General features: G+C 65.0%; 23 protein-coding genes. 19 read left to right on the top strand and 4 right to left on the bottom strand.

Annotated elements, in window-relative coordinates; all coding sequences use genetic code 11:
- Positions 1 to 68: 68 nt before the first annotated feature.
- Entirely contained in the window at positions 69 to 1,469 is a 1,401-nt protein-coding gene (gene ppsR / locus Q0C42_RS06285; protein WP_295073575.1) for a transcriptional regulator PpsR, read from the bottom strand.
- Entirely contained in the window at positions 1,459 to 2,298 is an 840-nt protein-coding gene (locus Q0C42_RS06280) for a hypothetical protein (protein ID WP_295073572.1), read from the bottom strand. Before Q0C42_RS06280 ends, ppsR begins: the two co-directional genes overlap by 11 nt.
- Before the next feature lie 326 nt (positions 2,299 to 2,624).
- On the opposite strand from Q0C42_RS06280, the gene bchF reads away from it, so the two are divergent.
- The 15 genes from bchF (at position 2,625) to Q0C42_RS06205 (ending at position 18,621) form a co-directional block, all read left to right on the top strand.
- Positions 2,625 to 3,134, top strand: coding sequence for a 2-vinyl bacteriochlorophyllide hydratase (gene bchF / locus Q0C42_RS06275; RefSeq protein WP_295073569.1), 510 nt, complete (start codon positions 2,625 to 2,627; stop codon positions 3,132 to 3,134).
- Positions 3,131 to 4,402 (top strand): ferredoxin:protochlorophyllide reductase (ATP-dependent) subunit N, encoded by a 1,272-nt coding sequence (locus Q0C42_RS06270; RefSeq protein WP_295073566.1) that lies wholly within the window; start codon positions 3,131 to 3,133, stop codon positions 4,400 to 4,402. The genes bchF and Q0C42_RS06270 overlap by 4 nt, the downstream gene beginning before the upstream one ends.
- Entirely contained in the window at positions 4,399 to 5,952 is a 1,554-nt protein-coding gene (gene bchB, locus Q0C42_RS06265) for a ferredoxin:protochlorophyllide reductase (ATP-dependent) subunit B (protein WP_295073564.1), read from the top strand. The genes Q0C42_RS06270 and bchB overlap by 4 nt, the downstream gene beginning before the upstream one ends.
- Positions 5,942 to 9,526 (top strand): magnesium chelatase subunit H, encoded by a 3,585-nt coding sequence (locus Q0C42_RS06260; RefSeq protein WP_295073561.1) that lies wholly within the window; start codon positions 5,942 to 5,944, stop codon positions 9,524 to 9,526. Before bchB ends, Q0C42_RS06260 begins: the two co-directional genes overlap by 11 nt.
- A gap of 25 nt (positions 9,527 to 9,551) precedes the next feature.
- Entirely contained in the window at positions 9,552 to 10,454 is a 903-nt protein-coding gene (gene bchL / locus Q0C42_RS06255) for a ferredoxin:protochlorophyllide reductase (ATP-dependent) iron-sulfur ATP-binding protein (protein WP_295073559.1), read from the top strand.
- 1 nt (position 10,455) lies between these two features.
- On the top strand, positions 10,456 to 11,124 hold the full coding sequence (gene bchM / locus Q0C42_RS06250) for a magnesium protoporphyrin IX methyltransferase (protein ID WP_295073556.1): 669 nt from the start codon (positions 10,456 to 10,458) through the stop codon (positions 11,122 to 11,124).
- Positions 11,121 to 12,554: a PucC family protein gene (locus Q0C42_RS06245; RefSeq protein WP_295073553.1), complete on the top strand. Its 1,434-nt coding sequence runs from the start codon at positions 11,121 to 11,123 to the stop codon at positions 12,552 to 12,554. The genes bchM and Q0C42_RS06245 overlap by 4 nt, the downstream gene beginning before the upstream one ends.
- 17 nt (positions 12,555 to 12,571) lie before the next feature.
- Entirely contained in the window at positions 12,572 to 13,339 is a 768-nt protein-coding gene (puhA, locus tag Q0C42_RS06240; protein WP_295073551.1) for a photosynthetic reaction center subunit H, read from the top strand.
- A gap of 64 nt (positions 13,340 to 13,403) precedes the next feature.
- Entirely contained in the window at positions 13,404 to 14,036 is a 633-nt protein-coding gene (gene puhB, locus Q0C42_RS06235) for a photosynthetic complex putative assembly protein PuhB (RefSeq protein WP_295073548.1), read from the top strand.
- A gap of 9 nt (positions 14,037 to 14,045) precedes the next feature.
- The gene (gene puhC, locus Q0C42_RS06230) at positions 14,046 to 14,510 is read left to right on the top strand and encodes a photosynthetic complex assembly protein PuhC (protein ID WP_295073545.1); all 465 of its coding nucleotides are present in this window, start codon (positions 14,046 to 14,048) and stop codon (positions 14,508 to 14,510) included.
- A 12-nt stretch (positions 14,511 to 14,522) separates the two neighbouring features.
- Positions 14,523 to 14,819 carry a hypothetical protein gene (locus tag Q0C42_RS06225; RefSeq protein WP_295073543.1) on the top strand — a complete coding sequence of 99 codons (297 nt, stop codon included), beginning with the start codon at positions 14,523 to 14,525 and terminating at the stop codon, positions 14,817 to 14,819.
- Positions 14,816 to 15,928, top strand: coding sequence for a magnesium-protoporphyrin IX monomethyl ester (oxidative) cyclase (acsF, locus tag Q0C42_RS06220; RefSeq protein WP_295073539.1), 1,113 nt, complete (start codon positions 14,816 to 14,818; stop codon positions 15,926 to 15,928). The genes Q0C42_RS06225 and acsF overlap by 4 nt, the downstream gene beginning before the upstream one ends.
- Before the next feature lie 94 nt (positions 15,929 to 16,022).
- Entirely contained in the window at positions 16,023 to 16,820 is a 798-nt protein-coding gene (puhE, locus tag Q0C42_RS06215; protein ID WP_295073536.1) for a putative photosynthetic complex assembly protein PuhE, read from the top strand.
- Between the two features lie 11 nt (positions 16,821 to 16,831).
- Positions 16,832 to 18,046 (top strand): 5-aminolevulinate synthase, encoded by a 1,215-nt coding sequence (gene hemA / locus Q0C42_RS06210; RefSeq protein ID WP_295073533.1) that lies wholly within the window; start codon positions 16,832 to 16,834, stop codon positions 18,044 to 18,046.
- Between the two features lie 89 nt (positions 18,047 to 18,135).
- Entirely contained in the window at positions 18,136 to 18,621 is a 486-nt protein-coding gene (locus Q0C42_RS06205; RefSeq protein WP_295073530.1) for a c-type cytochrome, read from the top strand.
- 62 nt (positions 18,622 to 18,683) lie between these two features.
- On the opposite strand, the gene Q0C42_RS06200 is transcribed toward Q0C42_RS06205, so the two are convergent.
- Positions 18,684 to 19,112, bottom strand: coding sequence for a VOC family protein (locus tag Q0C42_RS06200; RefSeq protein ID WP_295073527.1), 429 nt, complete (start codon positions 19,110 to 19,112; stop codon positions 18,684 to 18,686).
- A gap of 89 nt (positions 19,113 to 19,201) precedes the next feature.
- Here Q0C42_RS06200 and thyX point away from each other — a divergent pair, with 89 nt between their 5' ends.
- Both thyX and Q0C42_RS06190 read left to right on the top strand, forming a co-directional pair.
- Complete coding sequence (gene thyX, locus Q0C42_RS06195) at positions 19,202 to 20,107, top strand: FAD-dependent thymidylate synthase (RefSeq protein ID WP_295073524.1); 906 nt, start codon at positions 19,202 to 19,204, stop codon at positions 20,105 to 20,107.
- Positions 20,104 to 20,946, top strand: coding sequence for an AbiJ-NTD4 domain-containing protein (locus Q0C42_RS06190; protein ID WP_295073521.1), 843 nt, complete (start codon positions 20,104 to 20,106; stop codon positions 20,944 to 20,946). The genes thyX and Q0C42_RS06190 overlap by 4 nt, the downstream gene beginning before the upstream one ends.
- A gap of 186 nt (positions 20,947 to 21,132) precedes the next feature.
- Here Q0C42_RS06190 and Q0C42_RS06185 read toward each other — a convergent pair whose 3' ends face one another.
- Complete coding sequence (locus tag Q0C42_RS06185) at positions 21,133 to 21,576, bottom strand: transposase (protein ID WP_295073518.1); 444 nt, start codon at positions 21,574 to 21,576, stop codon at positions 21,133 to 21,135.
- Positions 21,577 to 21,989: 413 nt separating this feature from the next.
- Here Q0C42_RS06185 and Q0C42_RS06180 point away from each other — a divergent pair, with 413 nt between their 5' ends.
- Positions 21,990 to 22,334 (top strand): hypothetical protein, encoded by a 345-nt coding sequence (locus Q0C42_RS06180; RefSeq protein ID WP_295073515.1) that lies wholly within the window; start codon positions 21,990 to 21,992, stop codon positions 22,332 to 22,334.
- A gap of 191 nt (positions 22,335 to 22,525) precedes the next feature.
- Complete coding sequence (locus Q0C42_RS06175; protein WP_295073512.1) at positions 22,526 to 23,011, top strand: cupin domain-containing protein; 486 nt, start codon at positions 22,526 to 22,528, stop codon at positions 23,009 to 23,011.
- Positions 23,012 to 23,107 lie beyond the last annotated feature (96 nt).

The following is a 23,107-nucleotide window of genomic DNA, read 5'->3' as shown; positions in this document are numbered from 1 at the left end:
CTGTCGGCGGTGTCAACTTAAGTTGACAGAAGTGGAAAGCGCCGGACTTGACCTGGATCAAGCCCGGGTCAGTCGGTTTCCTTGTTCAGGATGCCGAACTTGCGCAGCTTCACATACAGCGACTGGCGCGAGAGGCTCAGAAGCTCGGCCGCAGCGGCGCGGTTGTTGCCGGACATCTCCAGGGCGGCCTCGATGCACATCTTTTCGATGATCTCGGTCGTCTCGTCGACGATTTCCTTCAGCGTCGAATAGCCGACCAGTCGCATCACATTGCGCAGGCCTTCGTTCTCCGTCCCGGTAACGGGCCAGACGATCCGGTCCGACACCACGGAATCGCGGGCGACGATGCCGATGATCTGCTTGCCGTTTTCCTGGAAAAGCGCTGCCGACAGTTCGACCGCGACCTCGCCCATGTAGTCGGTGTTCAGCCGGGTCCGGTAATGCCGCAGGTGACCGACGCGCTTGACGTTGTCCAGGAGCACCTTCAGGTCCACCGCGCCGCGCGACAGGAAATCCGAAAAGGCCCGGTCGATCACGACCGAGGCGCTGTGGCTGTCCGTCAGGTGCAGGAAGGCCTCGTTCGCGGCCTTGATCAGCCCGTTGCCATCGACGAAGATGATCGCATCGGTGCCCTTCTCGAACAGGTTCTGCATCATCACGCTGCGGTCGCTTTCCTGCGACTGCGCGCTTTCCGACAAACCGATCCGGCACAGCAGCAGCCGATCGCGCGAGGCGCGGAACATCTTCGCGCTGACCTTCACCCGCTGCGAGGTCCGCCGCACGTTCAGGTCGACATAATCGCCGCTCTCGCTGTTGGCATTCCGTGCCAGTGTCTCGATCAGTTCGCCCCGGCGGCGGCCGTCGAATTCCTGCGCGACGGGCGAATTCAACAGATCACTGCGCTGCGCACCCAAAAGCCGCGCGGCCGAGCTGTTCAGGTCCACGATCCGCCCGGTCGTCTCGGACACGATGAGAAGCGGGAACGAGTTCTCTTCCATCAGCACGCGGTAGCGGGTTTCCAGCTCGCGCTGCGACTCGTGGTCCCGGCCGATGGCCCGGTGCGCCTGCACCAGCTGCTGCTGCACCTCGGCCATCGGGCGCAGGTCGCGGCCCATCATCAGAAGCGTGTCCGAACCCGGCAAACGGCGCAGCACGTAGCGCACCGGAAACTCGTAGGGCACCGGACCCGCGTGATTCAGTTCCAGCGCCGATCCATTGTCCGAACCGGCCAGACGCGCGGACAGCTTGGTCCAGCTTTCCTCGGCGAAAAGCGACTTCAGTTCGCGACCTTCCCAGCCGGTAACCAGCGCGGCAAGTCCCGACTGCGGGGCCGCAAGCACCGTTTCCACCACCCGGTCCGGGCGCACGACCAAAGTCAGGTCCGATCCGGCGCTTACCAGATCCAGCACGGCATTCCGCGTGGCCAGGTCGGCTGGCATCACCGCGATCGACTGCCCGTCATTGGTCAACTCCGTCCCCTTTCAACAAAGCCTGGACAACATTCCTTTGGCTTCTTTTCCTGTCCCGATCAAGCTGGCGCCCTCCCCGACACGAATCATACTCGGACTGAAGTGCCGATGCGTCGCGCAGGACACGGTCCGCTCCGGTTTCCTTCAGCAAGACCGCATCCGCCACCGGGATCGCCCCGCCAACGAAGATGCACAGATCGTTGTTCCGCGACAGCAGCCGAAGGGTCCGCACCAGGCTGACCCCGGACTCAAGTGCCGCCGTGCAGCCCAGGGAAACCAGCGCCAGGTCGAAGCGGTTCCCTGCCATCAACTGGGTAAGTTCCATTGGCATCGGGGCGACCCGCACCATCGCGCTGAACCCCGCCAGCCGCAATTCCAGCGCCAACACAAGGGCGCCCAGCGTGTGCTGCTCGGCCTCTGACACCAGGATCAGGGCCGAGGGCCCCGTCGCCGGTCTGACTTCGGCAAGCAACTCGTCCACCTTGCGCACCAGACCGTGCAGCTTTTCCGTGCCGATCGTGACGTCGATGAAGCTGATCTCGTCCGCCGCCCAGCCCTCGCCAAGATGCCGCGCTGCTGCGGGGGCATAAAGGCAGGCCACGGTGGCCGGATCAAGCTGACGGGTCATCATCTCGGCAAGCATCACCGCAGGGTCGATCGCCCGGGGTTCGCGAAGAACCCGCAGGAAATGATCAAGGTGATCTTGCCTTACCACGGCGCCTTCCTGGTCGCGCACCAACACCAACCGACCCAACGCCTCCTTGGCAAGCCCAGCAAACCAATCCAGGCCAGTCAGGCCCTGAGCTTCCGGTATCCCATTGTCACGCATCGGTGACCCTCCCTGGGTCCTACCACAGATGCCGGGGCAAGATAGCACTGCTTGAGCGCAATATGAAGCCGTCGACTCGCATCTGCATGACACTCGAAACTGCACGACATGTCCATCTAAATTGACACTACCTGCAGGCGAGCGTGCTGCAATTCCCTCATCCCCCTGAAAACAAAGGCTTTGTTTTTGCTTTGGGCCGGACAGAACCACGGGACTGGGTTCTGGTCCGCGCCCAAAATATGGGACTGATGTGTAAATCTACATTGACAGACAGTGCTGCCTGACTACTTTGAGTGTCAACGCGGCTTAAGGGAGAGGCGTAGGAAATGTCCGATCCGGCCTCACAGAAATCTTTCAGACCGCTCTACACGCCCAGCCAGCGCGCCAGCCGGGATGCAACGGTCTGGACCACGGTCCAGGGTGTTCTCGCGCCCCTCCAGTTCCTGGTCTTCGCCGTCTCGCTTGTCCTCGTCCTGCGCTACCTTCTGACGGGGGACGGCTACACCGCTGCGACCGTCTCGATCCTCCTGAAGACCGCACTTCTATACACCATCATGGTCACCGGCGCGATCTGGGAAAAGGTCGTCTTCGGCCAGTATCTCTTCGCCCCCGCCTTCTTCTGGGAAGATGTCGTCAGCTTCGGCGTCATCGCGCTGCACACGCTGTATCTCTATGGCCTGCTTACCGAAACGCTGACGCCGCTGCAGCTGATGCTGGTCACGCTCGCGGCCTATGCGGCCTACGCGCTCAACGCAGCGCAGTTCCTGCTGAAGCTCCGCCGCGCCCGGCTTGACACGGCCGCAGCCGATGCACCCACAGGGGGCCAACCGGCATGAGCCTCGACACCCCGACCACCGGCTGCCTGCACACTCCCGTCCTCCGCGAACGCGGCCAGCGTGAGGTGTTCTGCGGCCTGACGGGGATCATCTGGCTGCACCGCAAGATGCAGGACGCCTTCTTCCTAGTGGTCGGCTCCCGCACCTGCGCGCATCTTCTGCAGTCTGCCGCCGGCGTCATGATCTTCGCCGAACCACGATTCGGCACCGCGATTCTCGAAGAGAAGGACCTCGCCGGTCTTGCCGACGCCCATACCGAGCTTGAGCGTGAGGTTGAACGCCTTCTCTCCCGCCGCCCCGACATCCGCCAGCTCTTCCTCGTCGGCTCCTGCCCGTCCGAGGTCATCAAGCTGGACCTCTCGCGCACCGCCGAACGCCTGAACGCCCGCCACGGCGGCGCGGTCCGGGTCTACAACTACTCCGGCTCCGGGATCGAGACGACCTTTACCCAGGGCGAAGACGCCTGCCTGGCCGCGATGGTCCCGTCCCTGGAGGAAACCACGGACACGAACCTCCTCGTCGTCGGCGCGCTTCCTGACGTGGTCGAGGACCAGTGCCTGTCGCTTCTCACCCAGATGGGCATCAAAAACGTCAGCTTCCTGCCCTCCCGCCGCGCCTCGGGCGCGCCCAAGGTCGGCCCGAACACCCGCTTCATCCTGACCCAGCCTTTCCTGGCCGACACCGCCCACGCCCTTGAACGGCGCGGCGGCGAGCGTATCTCCGCCCCCTTCCCCTTCGGCGAGGAAGGCACCACCGACTGGCTCCGCGCCGTCGCCAAGACCCACGGCGTCACCCTTGAAACCTTCGAGGCCGTCACCGCCGCCCCCCGCGCCCGCGCTCGCAAGGCCGTCGCGGTCCATGCCGAGACGCTCCGTGACAAGACGCTGTTTCTCTTCCCCGACAGCCAACTTGAGATCCCCTTGGCGCGCTTCCTCGCCCGCGAATGCGGCATGCGTCCGGTCGAGGTTGGCACCCCCTACCTCCACCGCGGCCTGATGGAGCCGGAACTCGCCCTCCTGCCGCAGACCGTCCTTTCCGAAGGCCAGGACGTCGACCTGCAGCTTGACCGTCACGCCGCCCTGAAGCCCGACCTTACCGTCTGCGGCCTCGGCCTTGCGAACCCGCTGGAAGCAGCCGGTTACGCCACCAAATGGGCGATCGAACTCGTCTTCACCCCGGTCCATTTCTACGAACAGGCAGGCGACCTCGCCGGCCTCTTCTCCCGCCCCCTCCGCCGCCGCGCGCTTCTGGAAGGGGCTCAAGCATGAAACTCACCCTCTGGACCTACGAAGGCCCCCCGCACGTCGGTGCAATGCGCGTCGCCACCGGCATGAAGGACGTCCACTACGTCCTCCACGCGCCACAAGGCGACACCTACGCCGACCTCCTCTTCACGATGATCGAGCGTCGGAACCACCGCCCGCCGGTCACCTTCACCACCTTCCAGGCCTCGGACCTTGGCGCCGACACCGCCAACCTCTTCAAGCGCGCAGCACAAGGCGCCTATGACCGCTTCAAGCCGCAAGCGATGATCGTCGGCGCCTCCTGCACCGCCGAGCTGATCCAGGACGACCCCGGCGGCCTCGCCTCGACCTTGGGCCTGCCTTGCCCCGTGGTCCCCCTCGACCTGCCCAGCTACTCCCGCAAGGAAAACTTCGGCGCGGACGAGACCTTCCTCGCCCTGACCCGCGCCTTGGCCAAGCCCTGCGATCGCACCGCAGAAGTCTCCTGCAACATCCTCGGCGCGACCGCGCTTGGCTTCCGCCACCGCGACGACGTTACCGAAATCGCCAACCTCCTGCGCAGCATGGGCATCGCCATCAACGTCGCCGCCCCCCTCGACGCCTCGCCCGCAGACCTCGCCCGCCTTCCCGCCGCCCATTTCAACGTGCTCCTCTACCCGGAGACCGGCGAAGGCGCCGCCCGCTGGCTGGAAAAGACCCACGCGCAACCCTGGACGAAAACCATCCCCATCGGCGCGCAAGCCACCCGCGAGTTCATCGCCGAAGTGGCCGCCCTGGCCAATGTCAGCGCAGATGTCGACGAAAAGAACCTCCGCCAGCCCTGGTGGTCGGCTTCCGTCGACTCGACCTACCTCACCAACAAGCGCGTCTTCATCTTCGGCGACGCCACCCACGCCATGGCCGCCGCCCGCGTCGCCCGCGAAGAGATCGGCTTCGAGGTCGTCGGCCTTGGTTGCTACAACCGCGAATTCGCCCGCCCGATGCGCGCCTGCGCCAAGGACTACGGGCTGGAGGCGCTGATTTCCGACGACTACCTCGACGTCGAAGCCGCCATCATCGCCGCCGCCCCGGAACTGATCCTCGGCACGCAGATGGAACGCCACATCGCCAAGCGCCTCGGCATCGCCTGCGCCGTGATCTCGGCCCCCGTCCACGTCCAGGACTTCCCCGCCCGCTACTCGCCCCAGATGGGCTTCGAGGGCGCGAACGTCCTTTTCGACACCTGGATCCACCCCCTCGTCATGGGCCTCGAAGAACATCTCCTCACCATGTTCCGCGAGGATTTCGAATTCCACGACGCCGCCGGCCCCAGCCACCACGGCGGCAAGGCAACGCCCGCGCCCGCCCCGATCCTGGAGCCGACGCCCAACGCCGCCTCCCAGATGATCGAGGCCGCCCAGGCCCTCGCCGACGCGCTCCACTGGCTCCCGGACGCCGAGCGCGAGCTGAAGAAGATCCCCTTCTTCGTCCGCGCCAAGGCCCGCCGCAACACCGAGAAATACGCCGCCGAAAAGGGCGTCACCCAGATCAGCATCGAGACGCTTTACGAAGCAAAGGCACATTATGCGCGATGACCGTTACACATCGCCGAAGGTGACCACGCCCGGGTCGGACGGCCTCTACCACTTTGTCATCGTCACCCTCGACGCCCACGCCGCAGGCCCCGCCCAGCGCGTCGCGGGCCGTCTGGCCAAGGACTTCCCCGGCATCGCCATCTCGGTCCACGCCGCCGCCGAATGGGCCGAGAACCCGGCCTCCCTCGCCCGCGCCCGTGCAGATGTCGCCAAGGCCAACATCGTCGTCGCGAACCTGATCTTCCTGGAAGAGCACCTGACCCAGATCCTGCCCGACATGCAGGCCCGCCGCGACCAGCTCGACGCCTGCGTCGGCATCATCTCCGACCCGCAGGTCGTCAAGCTGACCAAGATGGGCGACCTCGACATGTCGCTCCCCGCTTCGGGCGCGATGGCCTTCCTCAAGAAGCTCCGGGGCAGCAAGTCGCCCTCCGGCTCCTCGGGCGAAAAGCAGATGGCGATGCTGCGCCGCCTGCCGAAGATCCTGCGCTTCATCCCCGGCAAGGCCCAGGACATGCGCGCCTGGTTCCTGTCGATGCAGTACTGGCTGGGCGGCTCCGACGACAACATCGAAGGCATGATCCGCTTCCTGGTCAGCCGCTACGCCCCCAATCGCGACTGGCGCAAGGTCAAGGCCGCGCTCCCGGTCGACTACCCAGATGTCGGCCTCTACCACCCCGACGTCGCCGCCCGCGTCTTCACCGACCCGAGCCTTCTCCCCAAGCCCGATGGCACCACCGCCACCGTCGGCCTTCTGATGCTCCGCTCCTACATCCTCGCCTCCGACACCGCGCATTACGACGCCGTCATCCGCGCGTTCGAGGCGCGCGGCATCGCCTGCATCCCAGCCTTCGCTGCGGGCCTTGACGGCCGCCCCGCCATGGACGCCTTCTTCGGCCAAGGCCGGATCGACGCCCTTGTCTCCCTCACCGGCTTCTCCCTCGTCGGTGGCCCCGCCTACAACGACAGCCCTGCCGCCATCGCCGCGCTTGCGGCGCTCGACACCCCCTACATCGCCGCCCACCCGCTGGAATTCCAGACGCTTGGCCAATGGGCCGGCGCGGAAGGCGGCCTCGGCCCGGTCGAGACCACCATGCTCATCGCGCTCCCCGAGATCGATGGCGCGACCAACCCCACCGTCTTCGCTGGCCGCCACGATGCCAGCGGCTGTGCCGGCTGCCCGAAAATGTGCCTCGCGCCCGCGGATGTCTCCTCCCGCACGATGGCCCCCTGCTTCGAACGCATCGAGGCGCTGTCTGAAAAGGTCTTTCGTCTTGCCTCCCTCCGCCGGTCCGAAGTGGCCCAGCGCAAGGTTGCCATCGTCCTTTACGGCTTCCCGCCGAACGCCGGGGCCGTCGGCACCGCCGCCTACCTCGGCGTCTTCGAAAGCCTTCTCAACACCCTTCACGCGATGAAGGCCGACGGCTATGACGTCGCCCCTCCGGCAAGTGTGGACGCCCTTCGCGCCGCCGTCCTGCAAGGCAACGCCGCCGCTTTCGGCCAGCCCGCCAACGTCGCCGCCCGCATCCCTGCCTCGGAACTGGTCCGCCGGTCCCGCTGGCTGAGTGAAACCGAAAAGGTCTGGGGTCCCGCACCCGGGCGTGCGCAGTCGAACGGGGCAGACGTCTTCGTTCTTGGCCAGCAGTTCGGCAATGTCTTCGTCGGCATCCAGCCCGTCTTCGGCTACGAAGGCGACCCGATGCGCCTTCTGTTCGAGAAAGGCTTCGCCCCGACCCACGCCTTCACCGCCTTCTACGACTGGATGAAACGCGATTTCGGCGCGGACGTCCTGCTGCACTTCGGGATGCACGGGGCGCTTGAGTTCATGCCCGGCAAGCAGGCCGGTCTCTCTGGCAAATGCTGGCCCGACCGTCTGATCGGCAACCTGCCCAACGTCTACCTCTACGCCGCGAACAATCCGTCCGAGGCAACGCTGGCCAAGCGCCGCTCCAACGCCGTCACCGTCACCCACCTGACCCCGCCCTTGGCGCAATCCGGCCTCTACAAGGGCCTTGTCGACCTCAAGGACAGCCTCACCCGCTTCCGCGCCCTGTCGCCGGATGCACCCGACCGCGAGGACCTCGGCCTCCTGATCGCCGAACAGGCCCGCGCCGTCGACATGGACCCGTCCAACCCCGACGCGCTCTGGCTAAAGCTGTTGGAAACCGAAGGCGCCCTCATCACCGACGGCCTTCACGTCCTCGGGCGGCCCATGACCGACGCCCAGCGTGCCGAATACCTGGCCCTGATGCCCGACGACGCCGAGGCCCGCGCGGCAGCGGCGCAGCACCTGCAAACCGACACCGAAATCCCCGCCCTCCTCCGCGCTCTTGGCGGTCGCTACATCTCCCCCGTCCCCGGCGGCGACCTGATCCGCTCGCCGCAGATCCTGCCCACGGGCCGCAACATCCACGCCTTCGACCCGTTCCGGATGCCGACCGCCTTCGCGCTCGCCGATGGCAAGGCTCAGGCCGACCGGCTGCTGGCGACCCACCCGACCCTGCCGCGCACCGTGGCGCTGGTTCTCTGGGGCAGCGACAACATCAAATCCGACGGCGGCCCGATCGCTCAGGCCCTGTCGCTGATGGGCGCCAAGCCCCGCTTCGACAATTACGGCCGCCTCTGCGGCGCCGAACTCGTCCCGCTGGCCGAACTCGGCCGCCCGCGCATCGACGTGGTGATGACCCTCTCCGGCATCTTCCGCGACCTCTTGCCCCTGCAAACCCGGATGCTGGCCGAAGCCGCCCTCAAGGCCGCCACCGCAGATGAGCCTGAGGAGCTGAACTTCATCCGCGCCCACGCGCTCCGCTACGCGTCCGAAATGGGCTGCGACATGGAAACCGCTGCCCTCCGCGTCTTTTCCAACGCCGAAGGGGCCTACGGCTCAAACGTCAATATCCTCGTCGACAGCTCTGCCTTCGGGGATGAGGACGAACTCGCCGACGCCTACCAGAACCGCAAGAGCTTCGCTTACGGCGTCACCGGCAAGGCCACCGGCAATCCGGCGCTGCTGCAGAAGGCCCTGAAGGACGTCGACCTCGCCTACCAGAACCTCGAATCCGTCGAACTGGGCGTCACCTCGGTCGACCACTACTTCGACACCCTCGGCGGCATCGCCCGCGCCGTGAAGCGCGCCCGTGGCGGCCAGGACACACCCGTCTACATCGGCGACCAGACCCGCGGCGGCGGCACCGTCCGCACCCTGTCCGACCAGATCGCGCTGGAAAGCCGCACTCGCACCCTGAACCCCAAGTTCTACGAAGGCCTTCTTCGCCACGGGGCCGAGGGAGTGCGCCTGATCGAATCCCACGTCTCGAACACCTTCGGCTGGTCTGCCACCACCGGCAAGGTCGAGCCCTGGGTCTACCAGCGCCTGACCGAGACCTTCGTTACGGATGAGGCCATGCGCCGCCGCCTCGCTGCTCTCAACCCCGAAGCCTCCTCCCGCATGGCCCAGCGCCTGCTGGAAGCCTCGGATCGCGCCTATTGGACACCCGATCCCGCCACCCTCGCCGCGCTGCAAACCGCCGCCGACGAACTTGAGGATCGCCTGGAAGGGATCGCCGCAGAATGACACCTCACATGAAAGGGGCCACGACATGAGCCCGCGCGACGAAATTCCGAACCTTCGCGGCCTTGACGGCGAAGGCTCCGTCCAGGTCGCACTGGACCCGTCCCTGAAAATCGAAGGCGCCAAGGTCTTCTCGGTCTACGGCAAGGGCGGCATCGGCAAATCGACCACCTCGTCGAACCTCTCCGCCGCCTTTTCCATGATGGGCAAGCGCGTGCTGCAGATCGGCTGCGACCCGAAGCACGACTCGACCTTCACCCTGACCGGGCGCCTGCAACCCACCGTCATCGACATCCTCAAAGAGGTCGACTTCCACTCCGAGGAACTCCGCCCCGAGGATTACGTCGCCACCGGCTTCAACGGCGTGAAATGCGTGGAGGCGGGCGGACCGCCCGCAGGCACCGGCTGCGGCGGCTATGTCGTCGGCCAAACGGTGAAACTCTTGAAACAGCACCACCTGCTTGAGGACACCGACGTCGTGATCTTCGACGTCCTCGGCGACGTCGTCTGCGGCGGCTTCGCGGCCCCCCTCCAGCACGCCGACCGCGCCGTCATCGTCACGGCGAACGACTTCGACTCGATCTACGCGATGAACCGTATCATTGCCGCCGTCCAGGCAAAGTCCGGCAATTACAAGGTCCGCCTCGCCGGCTGCGTCGCCAACCGCAGCCGTGAAACCGACGAGATCGACCGCTACTGCGCCCGCGTCGGCTTCAACCGGCTGGCCCACATGCCCGACATCGACGCGATCCGCCGCAGCCGCCTGAAGAAGAAGACCCTCTTCGAGATGGACGACGAGCAGGACATCGTCAGCGCCCGCGCCGAATACATGCGGCTCGCCGACGCGCTCTGGCGGTCCGTGAACGGCGAAGGCTCCACCCCGCAACCGCTGCCCGACCGCGAAATCTTCGAACTGCTTGGATTTGATTGAGATGCCCGACTACAGCCTCACCCGCGACCGCGTCGAGACCTACTTCGACCGCACCGCGACCCAGACCTGGGAGCGGCTGACAAGCCACGAAAAGGTCTCCCGCATCCGTGAGACGGTCCGCAAGGGCCGCGACCAGATGCGCGCCCTGATGCTGTCGCGCCTGCCGCAGGACCTGCGCGGCGCGCGGGTGCTGGACGCGGGCTGCGGCACCGGAGCGATGGCGTCGGAACTGGCGCTCCGCGGGGCGCAAGTTACCGCCGTCGACATCTCGCCCCAGCTCATCGACATCGCCAAGCGCCGCCTGCACCCGGCCCTGACCACCCAGGTGGACTTCCACGCCGGCGACATGTCCGACCCGGCCCTCGGCCGCTTCGACTTCACCCTCGCGATGGACAGCCTGATCTACTACCGCGATGCCGACATCGGCCGCGTGATCGACAATGTCGCGAACCGCACCGCCCAATCCATCGTCTTCACCGTCGCCCCGCGCACGCCGTTCCTCATGGCCTTCTTCACGCTGGGCAAGCTTTTCCCCCGCTCGGACCGCTCGCCCACCATGATCCCGCATGACGCCGCTCGCCTGGCCAGGCACTGCCCCGGCGCGCTCACGAAAGTCGGACGCATCACCTCGGGCTTCTACATCTCGGAATGCCTGGAGCATCGCACATGATCCTCCGCCGCAAGGACGTCTCGAAACTCGGCCCCCGCTGGATGCCCTTCGCCGATGCGGCGTCGGAAGATCTGCCCATTGGCCAGCTCTGGCGCCTTGCACTTTTCCAGGTCTCGGTCGGCATGGCGCAGGTGCTGCTCCTTGGCACCCTGAACCGCGTGATGATCGTGGAACTGTCGGTTCCGGCGATGGTCGTCGCCCTGATGATCTCGATCCCGGTCCTCGTCGCACCGTTCCGCGCGCTGCTTGGTCACCGCTCCGACACCTACCGCTCTGCCCTCGGCTGGAAGCGCATCCCCTACCTGTGGTTCGGCTCGCTCTGGCAGATGGGCGGCCTTGCCGTCATGCCCTTCGCCCTGATCGTCCTCTCCGGCGACCAGTTCAAGGGTCCCACCTGGGCGGGCGAGGTCCTTGCGGCCGTGGCCTTCCTGATGGCGGGCCTCGGGATGCACATGGTCCAGACCGCGGGCCTGGCACTTGCCGCCGACCGGGCCACCGACGACACCCGGCCCCGCGTCGTGGCGATGCTCTACATCCTCTACCTTGTCGGCATGGGCATCTCGGCCCTGATCGTGGGCTTCCTCCTGCGGAACTATGAACCGCTCTGGCTGGTCCAGGTCGTGCAGGGCTGCGCCGCCGTCACGCTGATCCTGAACGTCATCGCCTTCTGGAAGCAGGAGCGCGTGAAACCGATGTCCAAGGCCGAGCGTGCGGCCCCCCGCCCCTCGTTCACCGGGGCCTGGAAGGAACTGATGCACCAGGAGGGCGCGCGCCGGCTTCTGGTCGTGGTCTTCCTTGGCACCCTTGCGTTCAACATGCAGGACGTTCTGCTGGAACCCTACGGCGGTCAGGTGCTTGGCCTTTCCGTCTCGGCCACCACGGTCCTCACGGCCCTCTGGGCGCTTGGCGCGCTGGTCGGCTTCCTGTGGGCGACCCGTAGGCTTTCGCTCGGCGCAGACCCCTACCGTCAGGCGGCCACCGGGCTTCTGATCGGCGTCGCCGCCTTCTCGGCCGTGATCTTCGCCAGCCCGCTGGACAGCTGGATCGTCTTTTATGCCGGGGCCTTCGCCATCGGTCTCGGGAACGGCGTCTTCGGCCTGTCGACCTTGAACGCCGCCATGCAGCGCACCAAGGGCACGCTTGGCGCGGGCCTGATCCTTGGCGCCTGGGGATCGGCCCAGGCCACGGCCGCCGGCCTAGCGATCCTGGTGGGAGGCACCCTGCGCGACGCGGTGGCCCATCTCGTCGACCTCGGTTTCATGGGCGCGATCCACGACGCCAGCCTGGGTTACACGGTGGTCTACCACGTCGAGATCGCCCTCATCTTCATCACACTTGCCGTTCTGGGCCCGCTGGTCCGCATCGGCTTACCGCAATCCACACCGGACCAAGGCCAGTCGCACTTGCGGCTGACCGAATTCCCAACCTGACAACGGAGGACCCCTGCATGGTTGGTGTTAATTTCTTTGGAAACTTCGATCTGGCGAGCCTGTCGATCTGGCTCTTCTGGGGCTTCTTCGCCGTGCTGATCTACTATCTGCAGACCGAGAACATGCGCGAAGGCTACCCGCTGGAAAACGAGGACGGAACCAAGGCCGCGAACCAGGGCCCGTTCCCCGTTCCGAGGCCAAAGACCTTCGTCCTGCCGCTGGGCAAGGGCTCTGTGACCGTGCCATCGGCCGAGAACGAGGCCGCGCATCGTCGCACCGATCTCGCCCTGGCGCGGACCGCCGTGTCCGAAGGCTTCCCGCATGCTCCGACCGGCAACCCGATGCTGGACGGTGTCGGCCCCGCCTCCTGGGTGCCGCGCCGCGACGAGCCCGAGGTTGACGCCCACGGCCACGCCAAGCTCCAGCCCCTGTCCAAGGTCGACGGCATGGCGGTCAGCGCTGGCCGCGATCCGCGGGGGCTGCCGGTTCAGGCGGGCGATCTTGAGGTCGTCGGCCGGGTCAAGGACATGTGGGTCGACGTGCCGGAACAGCTGGTCCGCTATCTGGAACTGGACCTCAACTCTGGCGCTACCCGCCTTGTGCCGATGACGATGTGCAAGATCTGGGCCGACCGCGTCCGGATCAACGCGATCACCTCCGACCTCTTCGACGCGATCCCCGCGACGAAAAGCCAGACCAGCGTGACCAAGCTCGAGGAAGAGAAGATCTCGGCCTATGTCGCCTCGGGCTATATGTATGCCACAGGCCGCAAGCGCGGCTACTGACGACGAAGGGAAGCGGCGCGCGCCCGCGCCGCTTCGTCTTACCCCAGTGACGAAAGGGTCTGCCATGTCAGACCATGATTTCGACTTCGAAAGCCAACCCGGCCTGCCGAAACCCCTGCCCGCGGGTGAAGACCTGCTCTGGCAAGGCAGTCCCGATCCTGCCGCCCTTGCCCGCGAAGCCTTCAAGGCGAACTGGGTCCTGGGCTACCTTCTGGCCATCGCCGTCTGGCGTGCCAGCATGGCCTTTGCGGACGGAGGCTTCGGCCTCTCGGTCGCGGTCTTCCTGCCCTATCTTGCCCTGGCGCTGGCTGGCTATGGCGTGATCCGCCTGCTCGCCCGCGCCGTGGCGAAAGCCGCGATCTACTCGATCACCACCCACCGGGTGATCCTGCGCATCGGCGCCGCGCTGCAAGTCACCTGGACCGTGCCCTTCACCAAGGTCGCCTCCGCCTCGCTTGCCACCCGCCCGATGACCGGCACCGGCACCATCGCGCTGGACCTCGTCCCGGGCCAGCACATCTCCTACCTCGCGCTCTGGCCGCACCTGCGCCCCGGTTTCGCGAAGAAGGTCCAGCCCGCCTTCCGCTGCATCCCCGACGCCGCCCGCGTGGCCCGGATCCTGTCGGACGCGGCCCAGACCAGGCTGAACGAACCCGTCGTCTCCTTCGCGCCTCAAAGCGCGTTGGCCGCGGAATAGGGGGGTCCGATGTCCTACATGAAAACCCTCGCCGACCGCCCCAGCCACGAACGCGAGATGATCCCGCGGACGCTGCTCTGGGGAATGCTCGCCCTTGCCCTTTCGGCGCTGGCGATCACCAGCTTCGCCGTCATCACCGACCGCCCGGCCACCGGCACACCGCAGGCCGGGACCGTGATCGCCGAACGCGAGCTGATCCTGGAAGGCCGCTCGGCCCAGGCCGTGACCGTCTACGACAAGGACGGCACCCTTCTTGCCGACATGGACCACGGCGGCTTCATCACCGTGATCCAGAACGCCATCCAGCGCGCCCGCACCGTGGCCCGCGTGGAAGGCAACCCGCCGATCAGAATCGTCAAGTATGACAACGGCCGCCTCGTGGCCGAAGACCCTGCCTCGGGGGCGTCGATCGAACTCTACGCCTTCGGGAACGATAACAAAGCTGCCGTAGAGCGGCTTCTCGATCAACAATAAGGGAACGAAATCATGGGTATCTTCACCAAAGCGAAAGAGATCGTGCCCTGCACGGTCGAAGTCAGCCACCGGTTCGAAAGCCTGCACGCCCACGTCCGCTTCAACAACGGCGCGGTCGTCCATCCCGGGGACGAAGTCCTGGTCCACGGCGCCCCCGTCCTTGCCGCCTACGGCGAGGTCATCGTCGAGGACCGCACCGCCACCATCACCCGCGCCACGCCCATCGAACGGCTCTGGACCCGGATGACCGGTGATTTCGGCTTCATGGAACTGTGCGAATTCTCGTTTTCAGAGGAGCTTCTGCAATGAAAGACCTCGCCCCGGAAAACACCCACGACACCACCCACGGCGAGCTTCACTCTGAACTCGCGGGCAAGTTCGACACCACCGCGATGGCGACAGAGACGACGCTGCTGAACCCGCGCTTCTACACCACCGACTTCGACGAGATGGACCGCGTCGACGTGACCCCCGTCCGCAAGGAATGGGACGCGCTTCTGGCCCAGATGAAGTCCGACCCGAACAAGGGTCACTTCAAGAAGACCGAAGCCTGGGACACCGTCGACTGGGAAGGCATGGACCCCGCCCTGCGCACCGAATTCATCGACTTCCTCGTCAGCTCCTGCACCGCCGAATTCTCCGGCTGTGTCCTTTACAAGGAGATGAAGCGCCGCGGCACCAACGCCGACATCTGCGAGCTGTTCAACTACATGGCCCGCGACGAGGCCCGCCATGCCGGCTTCATCAACGACGCCCTGCGCGAGGCGGGCGTTGCCGTGAACCTCGGCTTCCTGACCAAGGCCAAGAAGTACACCTACTTCCGGCCGAAGTTCATCTACTACGCGACCTACCTGTCGGAAAAGATCGGCTACGCCCGCTACATCACCATCTACAGGCACCTCGAAGCGCATCCCGAACAGCGCTTCCACCCGATCTTCAAATGGTTCCGCGAATGGTGCAACGACGAGTTCTCCCACGGAGAGGCCTTCGCGCTTCTCATGCGGACCGACCCGAAACTGACCCAAAGCTTCAGCAACAAGCTCTGGATCAAGTTCTTCCTCGTCGCCGTCTACTCGACGATGTGGGTCCGCGACCACGCCCGGAAGGACTTCCACAACGCCCTCGGCGTCGACATCGACTGGTATGACCAGGAGGTCTACCGCAAGACCTCGGCCATCGCGAAGCAGGTCTTCCCGATGGAGATCGACATCGACCACAAGGCCTGGATTCCGAACCTCAACCGGATGAACGCCGCGATGATCGACATGGAAAGGGGCAAGCGCAAAGGTGGCCTTTCCGGCCGCGTCGCGCATGCCACCGCCTCGGCCCGCGCGATGCTCGCCTTCGCCCGGCTTTACCTCATACCGGTCATCCGCTCGACCCCGCCCGCCAATGTGCGGATGGAGCCGACGTATTGACCTCACACCATCATACCGTCGCTTCGGCGGCAGGTAGGATGCGGGATGGGCGCGTCCCGGCATCCTGTGCGGCATCCCTTCGGGGGTGCCGCACATGACTAATCCCTGGATCATCGCCCTTTCGGCCATCTTCCTCTGGTGGGCCTCGACGGGGCTGATCCTCTGGCGCGTGCGCAAGGCCGACCTCGGGGGACCGGACGACCACCTCTGGTCCGTCCTCCTCGGCCTGCCCCTGCTGGTCGGCGGGGCCATTGGCGCCCATGCCTCGGTGTCGCAGCTGACCGTCGGGGGCGTCTACGGCGGCTTTCTCGCGGCGCTGGCCTTCTGGGGCTGGATCGAACTCGCGTTCCTCTCCGGCATCGTCACCGGCCCGCAGCGCATGCCCTGTCCGCCCGAAGCCCGGATGCCGGAACGGCTCTGGCGCGCGGTGGGCGCGATCCTCTGGCACGAATTCGCGCTCATCGCCGGACTTCTGGCCCTGACCCACCTCACCCTCAACGCCCCGAACCCCTTCGCGGCCCTGACCTTCGCCACGCTTTTCTTCGCCCGCGTCTCGGCCAAGCTGAACCTCTTTCTCGGCGCGCCCCGGATCAACATCGAATTCCTGCCGCGCCCGCTCGCCCATCTCGCCAGCCACTTCCGCAAGGCCCCGATGACTGCGCTCCTGCCCCTGTCTGTCGCGGCCCTTGCGCTGGCGACCGGCTGGTGGGCCGCCCAGGCCGCCCACGCGACCGAGGATGCGCCTTTCATCGGCTACCTTCTCCTCGCCGTCCTCACCGCGCTTGCCCTGATCGAGCACCTCTTCATGGTGCTGCCGATCCCCGACCAGAAACTCTGGCGCTGGATGCTCCCCGAAGCCGCCACCGTCCAACCAACGAAACAAGATACCTGACAGGAAGCAGCATGGACTTCGCCACCTATTTCCAGGACCGCCTCACCGCCCTCAAATCCGAGGGCAACTACCGTGTCTTCGCCGATCTGGAGAAACGCTGCGGCAGTTTCCCCAAGGCCGAGCGCCATCGCCCGGACGGAACCAAGGAAGAAGTGACGATCTGGTGCTCGAACGACTACCTCGGCATGGGTCAGCACCCCGACGTGGTGGCCGCGATGGTCGAGGCCGTGGAAACCTGCGGCACCGGCGCCGGCGGGACCCGCAACATCTCGGGCACCAACCACCACCACGTCACGCTGGAACGCGAACTTGCCGACCTGCACGGCAAGGAAGGCGCTTTGCTCTTCACGTCCGGTTACGTCTCGAACTGGGCCGCGCTGTCGACCCTCGGCTCACAGATCCCCAACGCGGTGATCCTGTCGGACGAAAAGAACCATGCGAGCATGATCGAAGGCATCCGCCACTCCCGTGCCGACAAGGTCCTGTGGAAGCACAACGACTGGCGCGACCTTGACCGCAAGCTGCACGCCGTCGGCGACCGCCCGAAAATCGTGGCCTTCGAAAGCGTCTACTCGATGGACGGCGACATCGCCCCGATCCGCGAGATCGTCGAGGTCTGCGAAGCCCACGGCGCGCTCTCCTACATCGACGAAGTCCACGCCGTCGGCATGTACGGCCCCCGCGGCGGCGGCGTCAGCGAAGAACGCGGACTTGCGGACCGGATCGACATCATCGAAGGCACGCTTGGCAAAGCTTTCGGCGTGGTCGGCGGCTATATCACCGCGCGTGCCGAGCTGATCGACTTCGTCCGCAGCTTCGCGAGCGGCTTCATCTTCACCACCGCCCTGCCCCCGGCCTGCGCGGCGGCAGCCCAGACTTCGGTGAAGCACCTGAAGGCTTCCGCCCAGGAACGCACCCGCCAGAAAGCCAACGTCGCCCTCGTGCGCGCCCAGCTTGACGCCCACGGCATCCCGCACATGAAGAACGAAAGCCACATCATCCCGGTGATGATCGGCGACCCGGTGAAATGCCGGATGATCTCGGACATGCTGATGGCCGACTGGGGCATCTACGTCCAGCCGATCAACTACCCGACCGTCCCCAAAGGCACCGAGCGTCTGCGCATCACCCCCGGCCCGCTTCATTCGGCCGAGGACATCGCCCACCTCATCGCCGCCCTCTCCGCGCTGTGGAGCCGCTGCGCCATCGCCCATGCCGTGGCGTAAAGCCATATCGCGCCGAAGTGTCTCGAATCCCCTTGCCTTTTACGCGCGGCGGCGCATCTGATGCCCTCGCCAATACCCCGGAGGAACCTATGAAACTGAAGCTTACCGCTGCCGTACTTGCCCTGGTCGCCGCCCCCGCCTTCGCGCAGGAAGCCCCGACCGGTGACGCCGTTGCCGGCGAAAAGGTCTTCGCCAAGTGCCAGACCTGCCACGTCGTCGCCAACGAGGCTGGTGAAGTCCTCGCCGGCAAGAACTCCAAGACCGGCCCGAACCTCTACGGCCTGCCCGGCCGCGTCGCCGGCACCTATCCGGAGTTCAAGTACGGCGAATCCATCGTCGCCCTCGGCGCCACCGGCTTTGCCTGGAACGAGGCGGACTTCGTCGCCTACCTGGCCGACCCGGCCAAGTTCCTGAAGGAAAAGCTGGACGACAAGGGCGCCAAGTCGAAGATGAGCTTCAAGCTGACGAAGGAAGAAGACGCCAAGAACGTCTACGCCTTCCTCGCCTCGCTGTCGCCGGCCGCTGACGCCGCCGCAGCCCCGGCCGAAGGCGAAGCCGAGCCCGCCTCCAACTAAGTCACTCCGCCCAATGCAAACGGCCCGCCCTCACCGGGCGGGCCGTTTCAATTTCCCCGTCCCTACCAGCTTCCGGTCGAAGCCATGCTCGCCCAAGGCTCCGCCGGGGCCTTCGCAGCACCCTTTTGCAGCAATTCGATCGACACGTTGTCCGGCGACCGCACGAAGGCCATCCGCCCATCCCGCGGCGGCCGGTTGATCAGCACCCCGTTCTTCGCCAGGTTCGCGCAGGTCGCGTAGATATCATCCACCTCATAGGCGAGATGCCCGAAGTGCCGGCTGTCCGACGGCAGCCCATTGTCGCCATCCCAGTTGTAGGTCAGCTCCACCGGGCAATCCTCCTGCCCCGGAGGCGCCATGAACACCAGCGTGAACCGCCCCTGCTCGCTCTCATGCCGCCGCGTCTCCTTCAGGCCCAGAAGCCTGTAGAACGCCATCGACTTCTCCAGATCCTTCACCCGGACCATCGTGTGCAGATACCTGATCGCCATTCCGTCCTCCATTCATTCATCTAGCGGTATCACGCCGCGCAACCGCAAGCTATAGTCACACCCGACTCGAAACCCTTATGAGGCCCCCCATGCCCCTCACCCCAGACCAGCTGTCCGAGATCGAGGCCGCACGGGCCACCCCCCGCCCCACCCTTCGCGCCGTCTCCGAAGGGATGGAGGCGCATCTCTACCGCGCCCACCCCGTCCTCGACCACGGCTTCATCCGCGTCATCGACTACATGGGCGACGACAGCGCCATCGTCCAGGCCGCCCGCGTCTCATATGGGGCGGGCACCAAGCACGTCCAGAACGACGAGGGCCTGATCCGCTACCTGATGCGCCATTGGCACTCCACCCCGTTCGAGATGTGCGAGATCAAGCTCCACGTCAAACTCCCCGTCTTCGTCGCCCGCCAGTGGATCCGCCACCGCACCGCCAACGTCAACGAATACTCCGCCCGCTACTCGATCCTCGACCGCGAGTTCTACATCCCCGCCCCCGAACAGCTTGCCGCCCAGTCCACCGTCAACAACCAGGGCCGGGGCGAGGTCCTGACGGGAGAGGAAGCCGCCCGCGTCCTCGACCTGCTGAAATCCGACTCCAACCGCGCCTATGACCATTACGAGGCGATGCTGTCCCAGGACGGCCAACAGGGCCTTGCGCGAGAGCTTGCCCGCATGAACCTCCCCGCCAACATCTACACCCAGTGGTACTGGAAGGTCGACCTGCACAACCTCTTCCACTTCCTCCGCCTCCGCGCCGACCCCCACGCCCAATACGAAATCCGCGTCTACGCCGAGGCGATTGCGGCCTGTGTGAAGGACTGGGTGCCGCTCGCCTACGCGGCGTTCGAGGACTACCGGATGGGCGGGGTCACGCTGTCTGGAAAGGCAATTGCCGTGCTGAAACGGCGTCTGGCCGGAGAGGCGGTGACGCAAGAGGCCTCCGGCATGAGCAAGGGCGAGTGGCGGGAGTTTGTGGAGGTTTGGGGGTGAGTTGGTTCTCAGAAAGGTTTGGGCACAAGCTGCCGCCGACCGATCTAAAAGAAGAAGAAATGCCGGAATCGCTGATCTCGGCACTCTGGGACATCTTATGTGAGTTCTGTCTCTATCCCATAGATGAGCGAGACATAATCGGAAGGTATGAGGGTTACTCCCCAAACTTTGACTCCTTTACTCGCGCAATATGGGGCGAATTTCTGCGAAAGCCGTTCGATACTCGACCGCAGGTCGCGGCTGATTGTTACAAGAAAATCCGGGAACTATTCTTCGCAGGAAAGTTCTATGAGAGATATGACATTGTTGAGATGGCTGGAAAGCTAACCAATAGACATTGGGAGTACTATACGCGCTGCAATACAATCCTTGAGCGTGAGCGTGCTGCTTTTAGATTTGCAGACGACCAGCTTGTCCGGATATCTGATCCAATTGAATTGGATGAAGTTGAACAAGCGCTTACAGTAAATCCAGCAGAAGCTGTACGCGCGCATATTCAGCGTGCAGCTGAACTTTACTCTGACCGCCGCAACCCGGACTACAGAAACTCCATCAAAGAATCTATTAGTGCCGTTGAGGCTGCTGTTTCATTCATCAGTGGGAAAAGGTCCGTCGGCGTTTCACGACATCTTCAGGAAGTACTTGCAGACGAGGTCTTACACCCAGCGCTTCGCCAAGGCTTTGAAAAACTCTATGCCTATACAAGTGATGCTGAGGGCATTCGGCATTCACTTATGGAAGATGGACGGACTATAACGCAAGAAGATGCACGCTATATGCTGATTTCCTGTAGCGCCTTTGCAAATTATCTTATCGCACTCTCTGCACGACGATCATGAACTCACACACCGTCTGATGTCAGGGCGTGCCCCGACTCCCTCCCTCCCCAAAGGCGGGGCACGCCCCTCCCTACCACGCCGCCCCACCCGCATCGCGGTGCCCGTAGGGTGTGCATTCATGCGCACCACTCCATCGAAACCAATCCCGTCGTTGTGCCCTGTGATCGGTGCGCATGAATGCACACCCTACAATATCCCCGGATCATCCCCTGCATCCCGGTGCCACGATGAAAACGGCCAATCCCTTGGGTGCTCGACCAACCCGTGCTTCACGGGATTGATCCAACAATACCGGACACACGCCGCAAACGCCTCATCATCCCGGATATGGTGCTCCCAAAACCGCCGCTGCCACAACCCGCGTTCGCGGCGCCGGATGTGACTGGCCCGCCGGTTCTCGACCGGCACGCCTTGCATGAACCGCGCCTTGATCACGCTCCACCGGGTCGAAAAATCGCAATCTCCTTCCGGCAACGTCCACACCGCATGCATGTGGTCCGGCAACACCACCCACGCGTCGATCCGGAAGGGACGCTCGGCCTTCGTCGCCCGCACCGCCTCGCGCAAGGTGTCGATATGCTCGACCAACGTCCGCGCGCTGCGGTCGGCCAGCGTCACGGTGAAAAACACCGATGCTCCTGCAACCTTGGGGCGGATGTACGCAGACATGCGCACGATCTTCTCCGGGTTTGGTTAATCCGTGGTTACCGGCATTTGTGCGCCATGAATGCTCACCCTACCCCACGACCCCGCCCCCGAATGCTTGCTTGGGCGTTCACCACTGCAGACAGCCCCCCGAACTGCCTTCGCCTCTGCAAACGGCGCGCGAACACCCCAGTCCGGCAAACATGCAACAGCCCCGCGGAATCCACTCAACGTCCCCCTGTGCGCCGCACTTTGGCCTCAACATTCGGCCAGATTTTCCTACTGTGCTGACATTGTCCTAACCAACCTGCCGGGAGCCATTATTGATGTCCAAACTACCCTTGTTGCTTGTGCTGGCCCTCGCGGGTTGTGGCAGTTATCCCGGTCCCTCCGTCCCCATGCAAAGTGGCAAGACCATCGAACAGGCCAATGCCGCGATTCGGGCTTGTGCACCTTACGCCCCGCAGGGCGGCAAGAACGCCCTCGTCGGCAATTATGTGGGCTCGGTCCTGCTGGCCGGCATCATCATCGGCCCGATTGTCGTTGCCAGCAACGAAGACCCGATCCGCGCCCAGGGCGAGGCGAATGCGGTGGACAGATGTCTTGCGAAGGAAGGCTTCAAGCGCCGGGACCTGACGCAGGAAGAGGTTTCCGCCCTGAACGCCCGCGGGATCAACGCGCGCCGCGATCTGCTCAATCACCTCGTGATGGGCGGCACGCTGGCAACCTTCGGCAACACCTGACGGGCAGCAGCCGCGTGCAAGCACGCGGCGCTTTGCTCAAAACGGCCCGCGCAGGACTGCGCGGGTCTCCCCGCCCGTCTCGACCCGCAACAAACCCCGATCCACCGCAAGCTCCGGGCACCTTGGGGCGGATGTATCGCGACATGGTCGCATGTTCGGGGTGTTTCGGTTAATGTCGGGTTACAATCTGGATGAAGCAGGTCGCCATGTCGGACTTCACCAAAGCCGTCACCTCGCTCCCAGGCCACGAGCGCATTGCCCGCACCCCGTTCGGCGCGACGATCCACATCCATGCCACAGCGGCCGAGACGAACGGCACCATCGGAATGTGGGAGACCTTCACGCCCCCCGGCCAAGGTCCGGCCCCCCACACCCATACTCGGGAAACCGAGGTGTTCCGGGTGATCCGCGGCACCTACCTCTTCCTCTGCGGGGACAACGAATTCGTCGCAGAGCCTGGCGCGGTGGTGGTCCTGCCGCCCCATGTGGAACACGGCTGGCGCAACATCAGTGACCAGCCGGGACAGATGTTCGCCATCGTCTCCCCCGGCGGGTGCGAGGGGTTGTTTCAAGAGATCGAGGCAAGCGGCGCGGACACCCCGGAAAAGATCGCCCGCATCGAAGCGCGCTACGGCCTGCGCAACCGGCTGACCGCCGCCCTGGGACTGGACGTCTAGCGCCCCGCGAACGGCCACCCGGTCGTAATGCCGGACCCTAACAAACGGTTAACGCCCGCAGCCAAGCCCTTGATTTCCAACGGCCCCCAGAAGCCG

Origin of the sequence: Tabrizicola sp. (genome assembly GCF_022842145.1) — a bacterium.
Taxonomy (GTDB): domain Bacteria; phylum Pseudomonadota; class Alphaproteobacteria; order Rhodobacterales; family Rhodobacteraceae; genus Tabrizicola.
The sequence above is the reverse complement of the archived record's forward strand: the minus strand, read 5'-3'. Positions and strand labels throughout refer to the sequence as shown.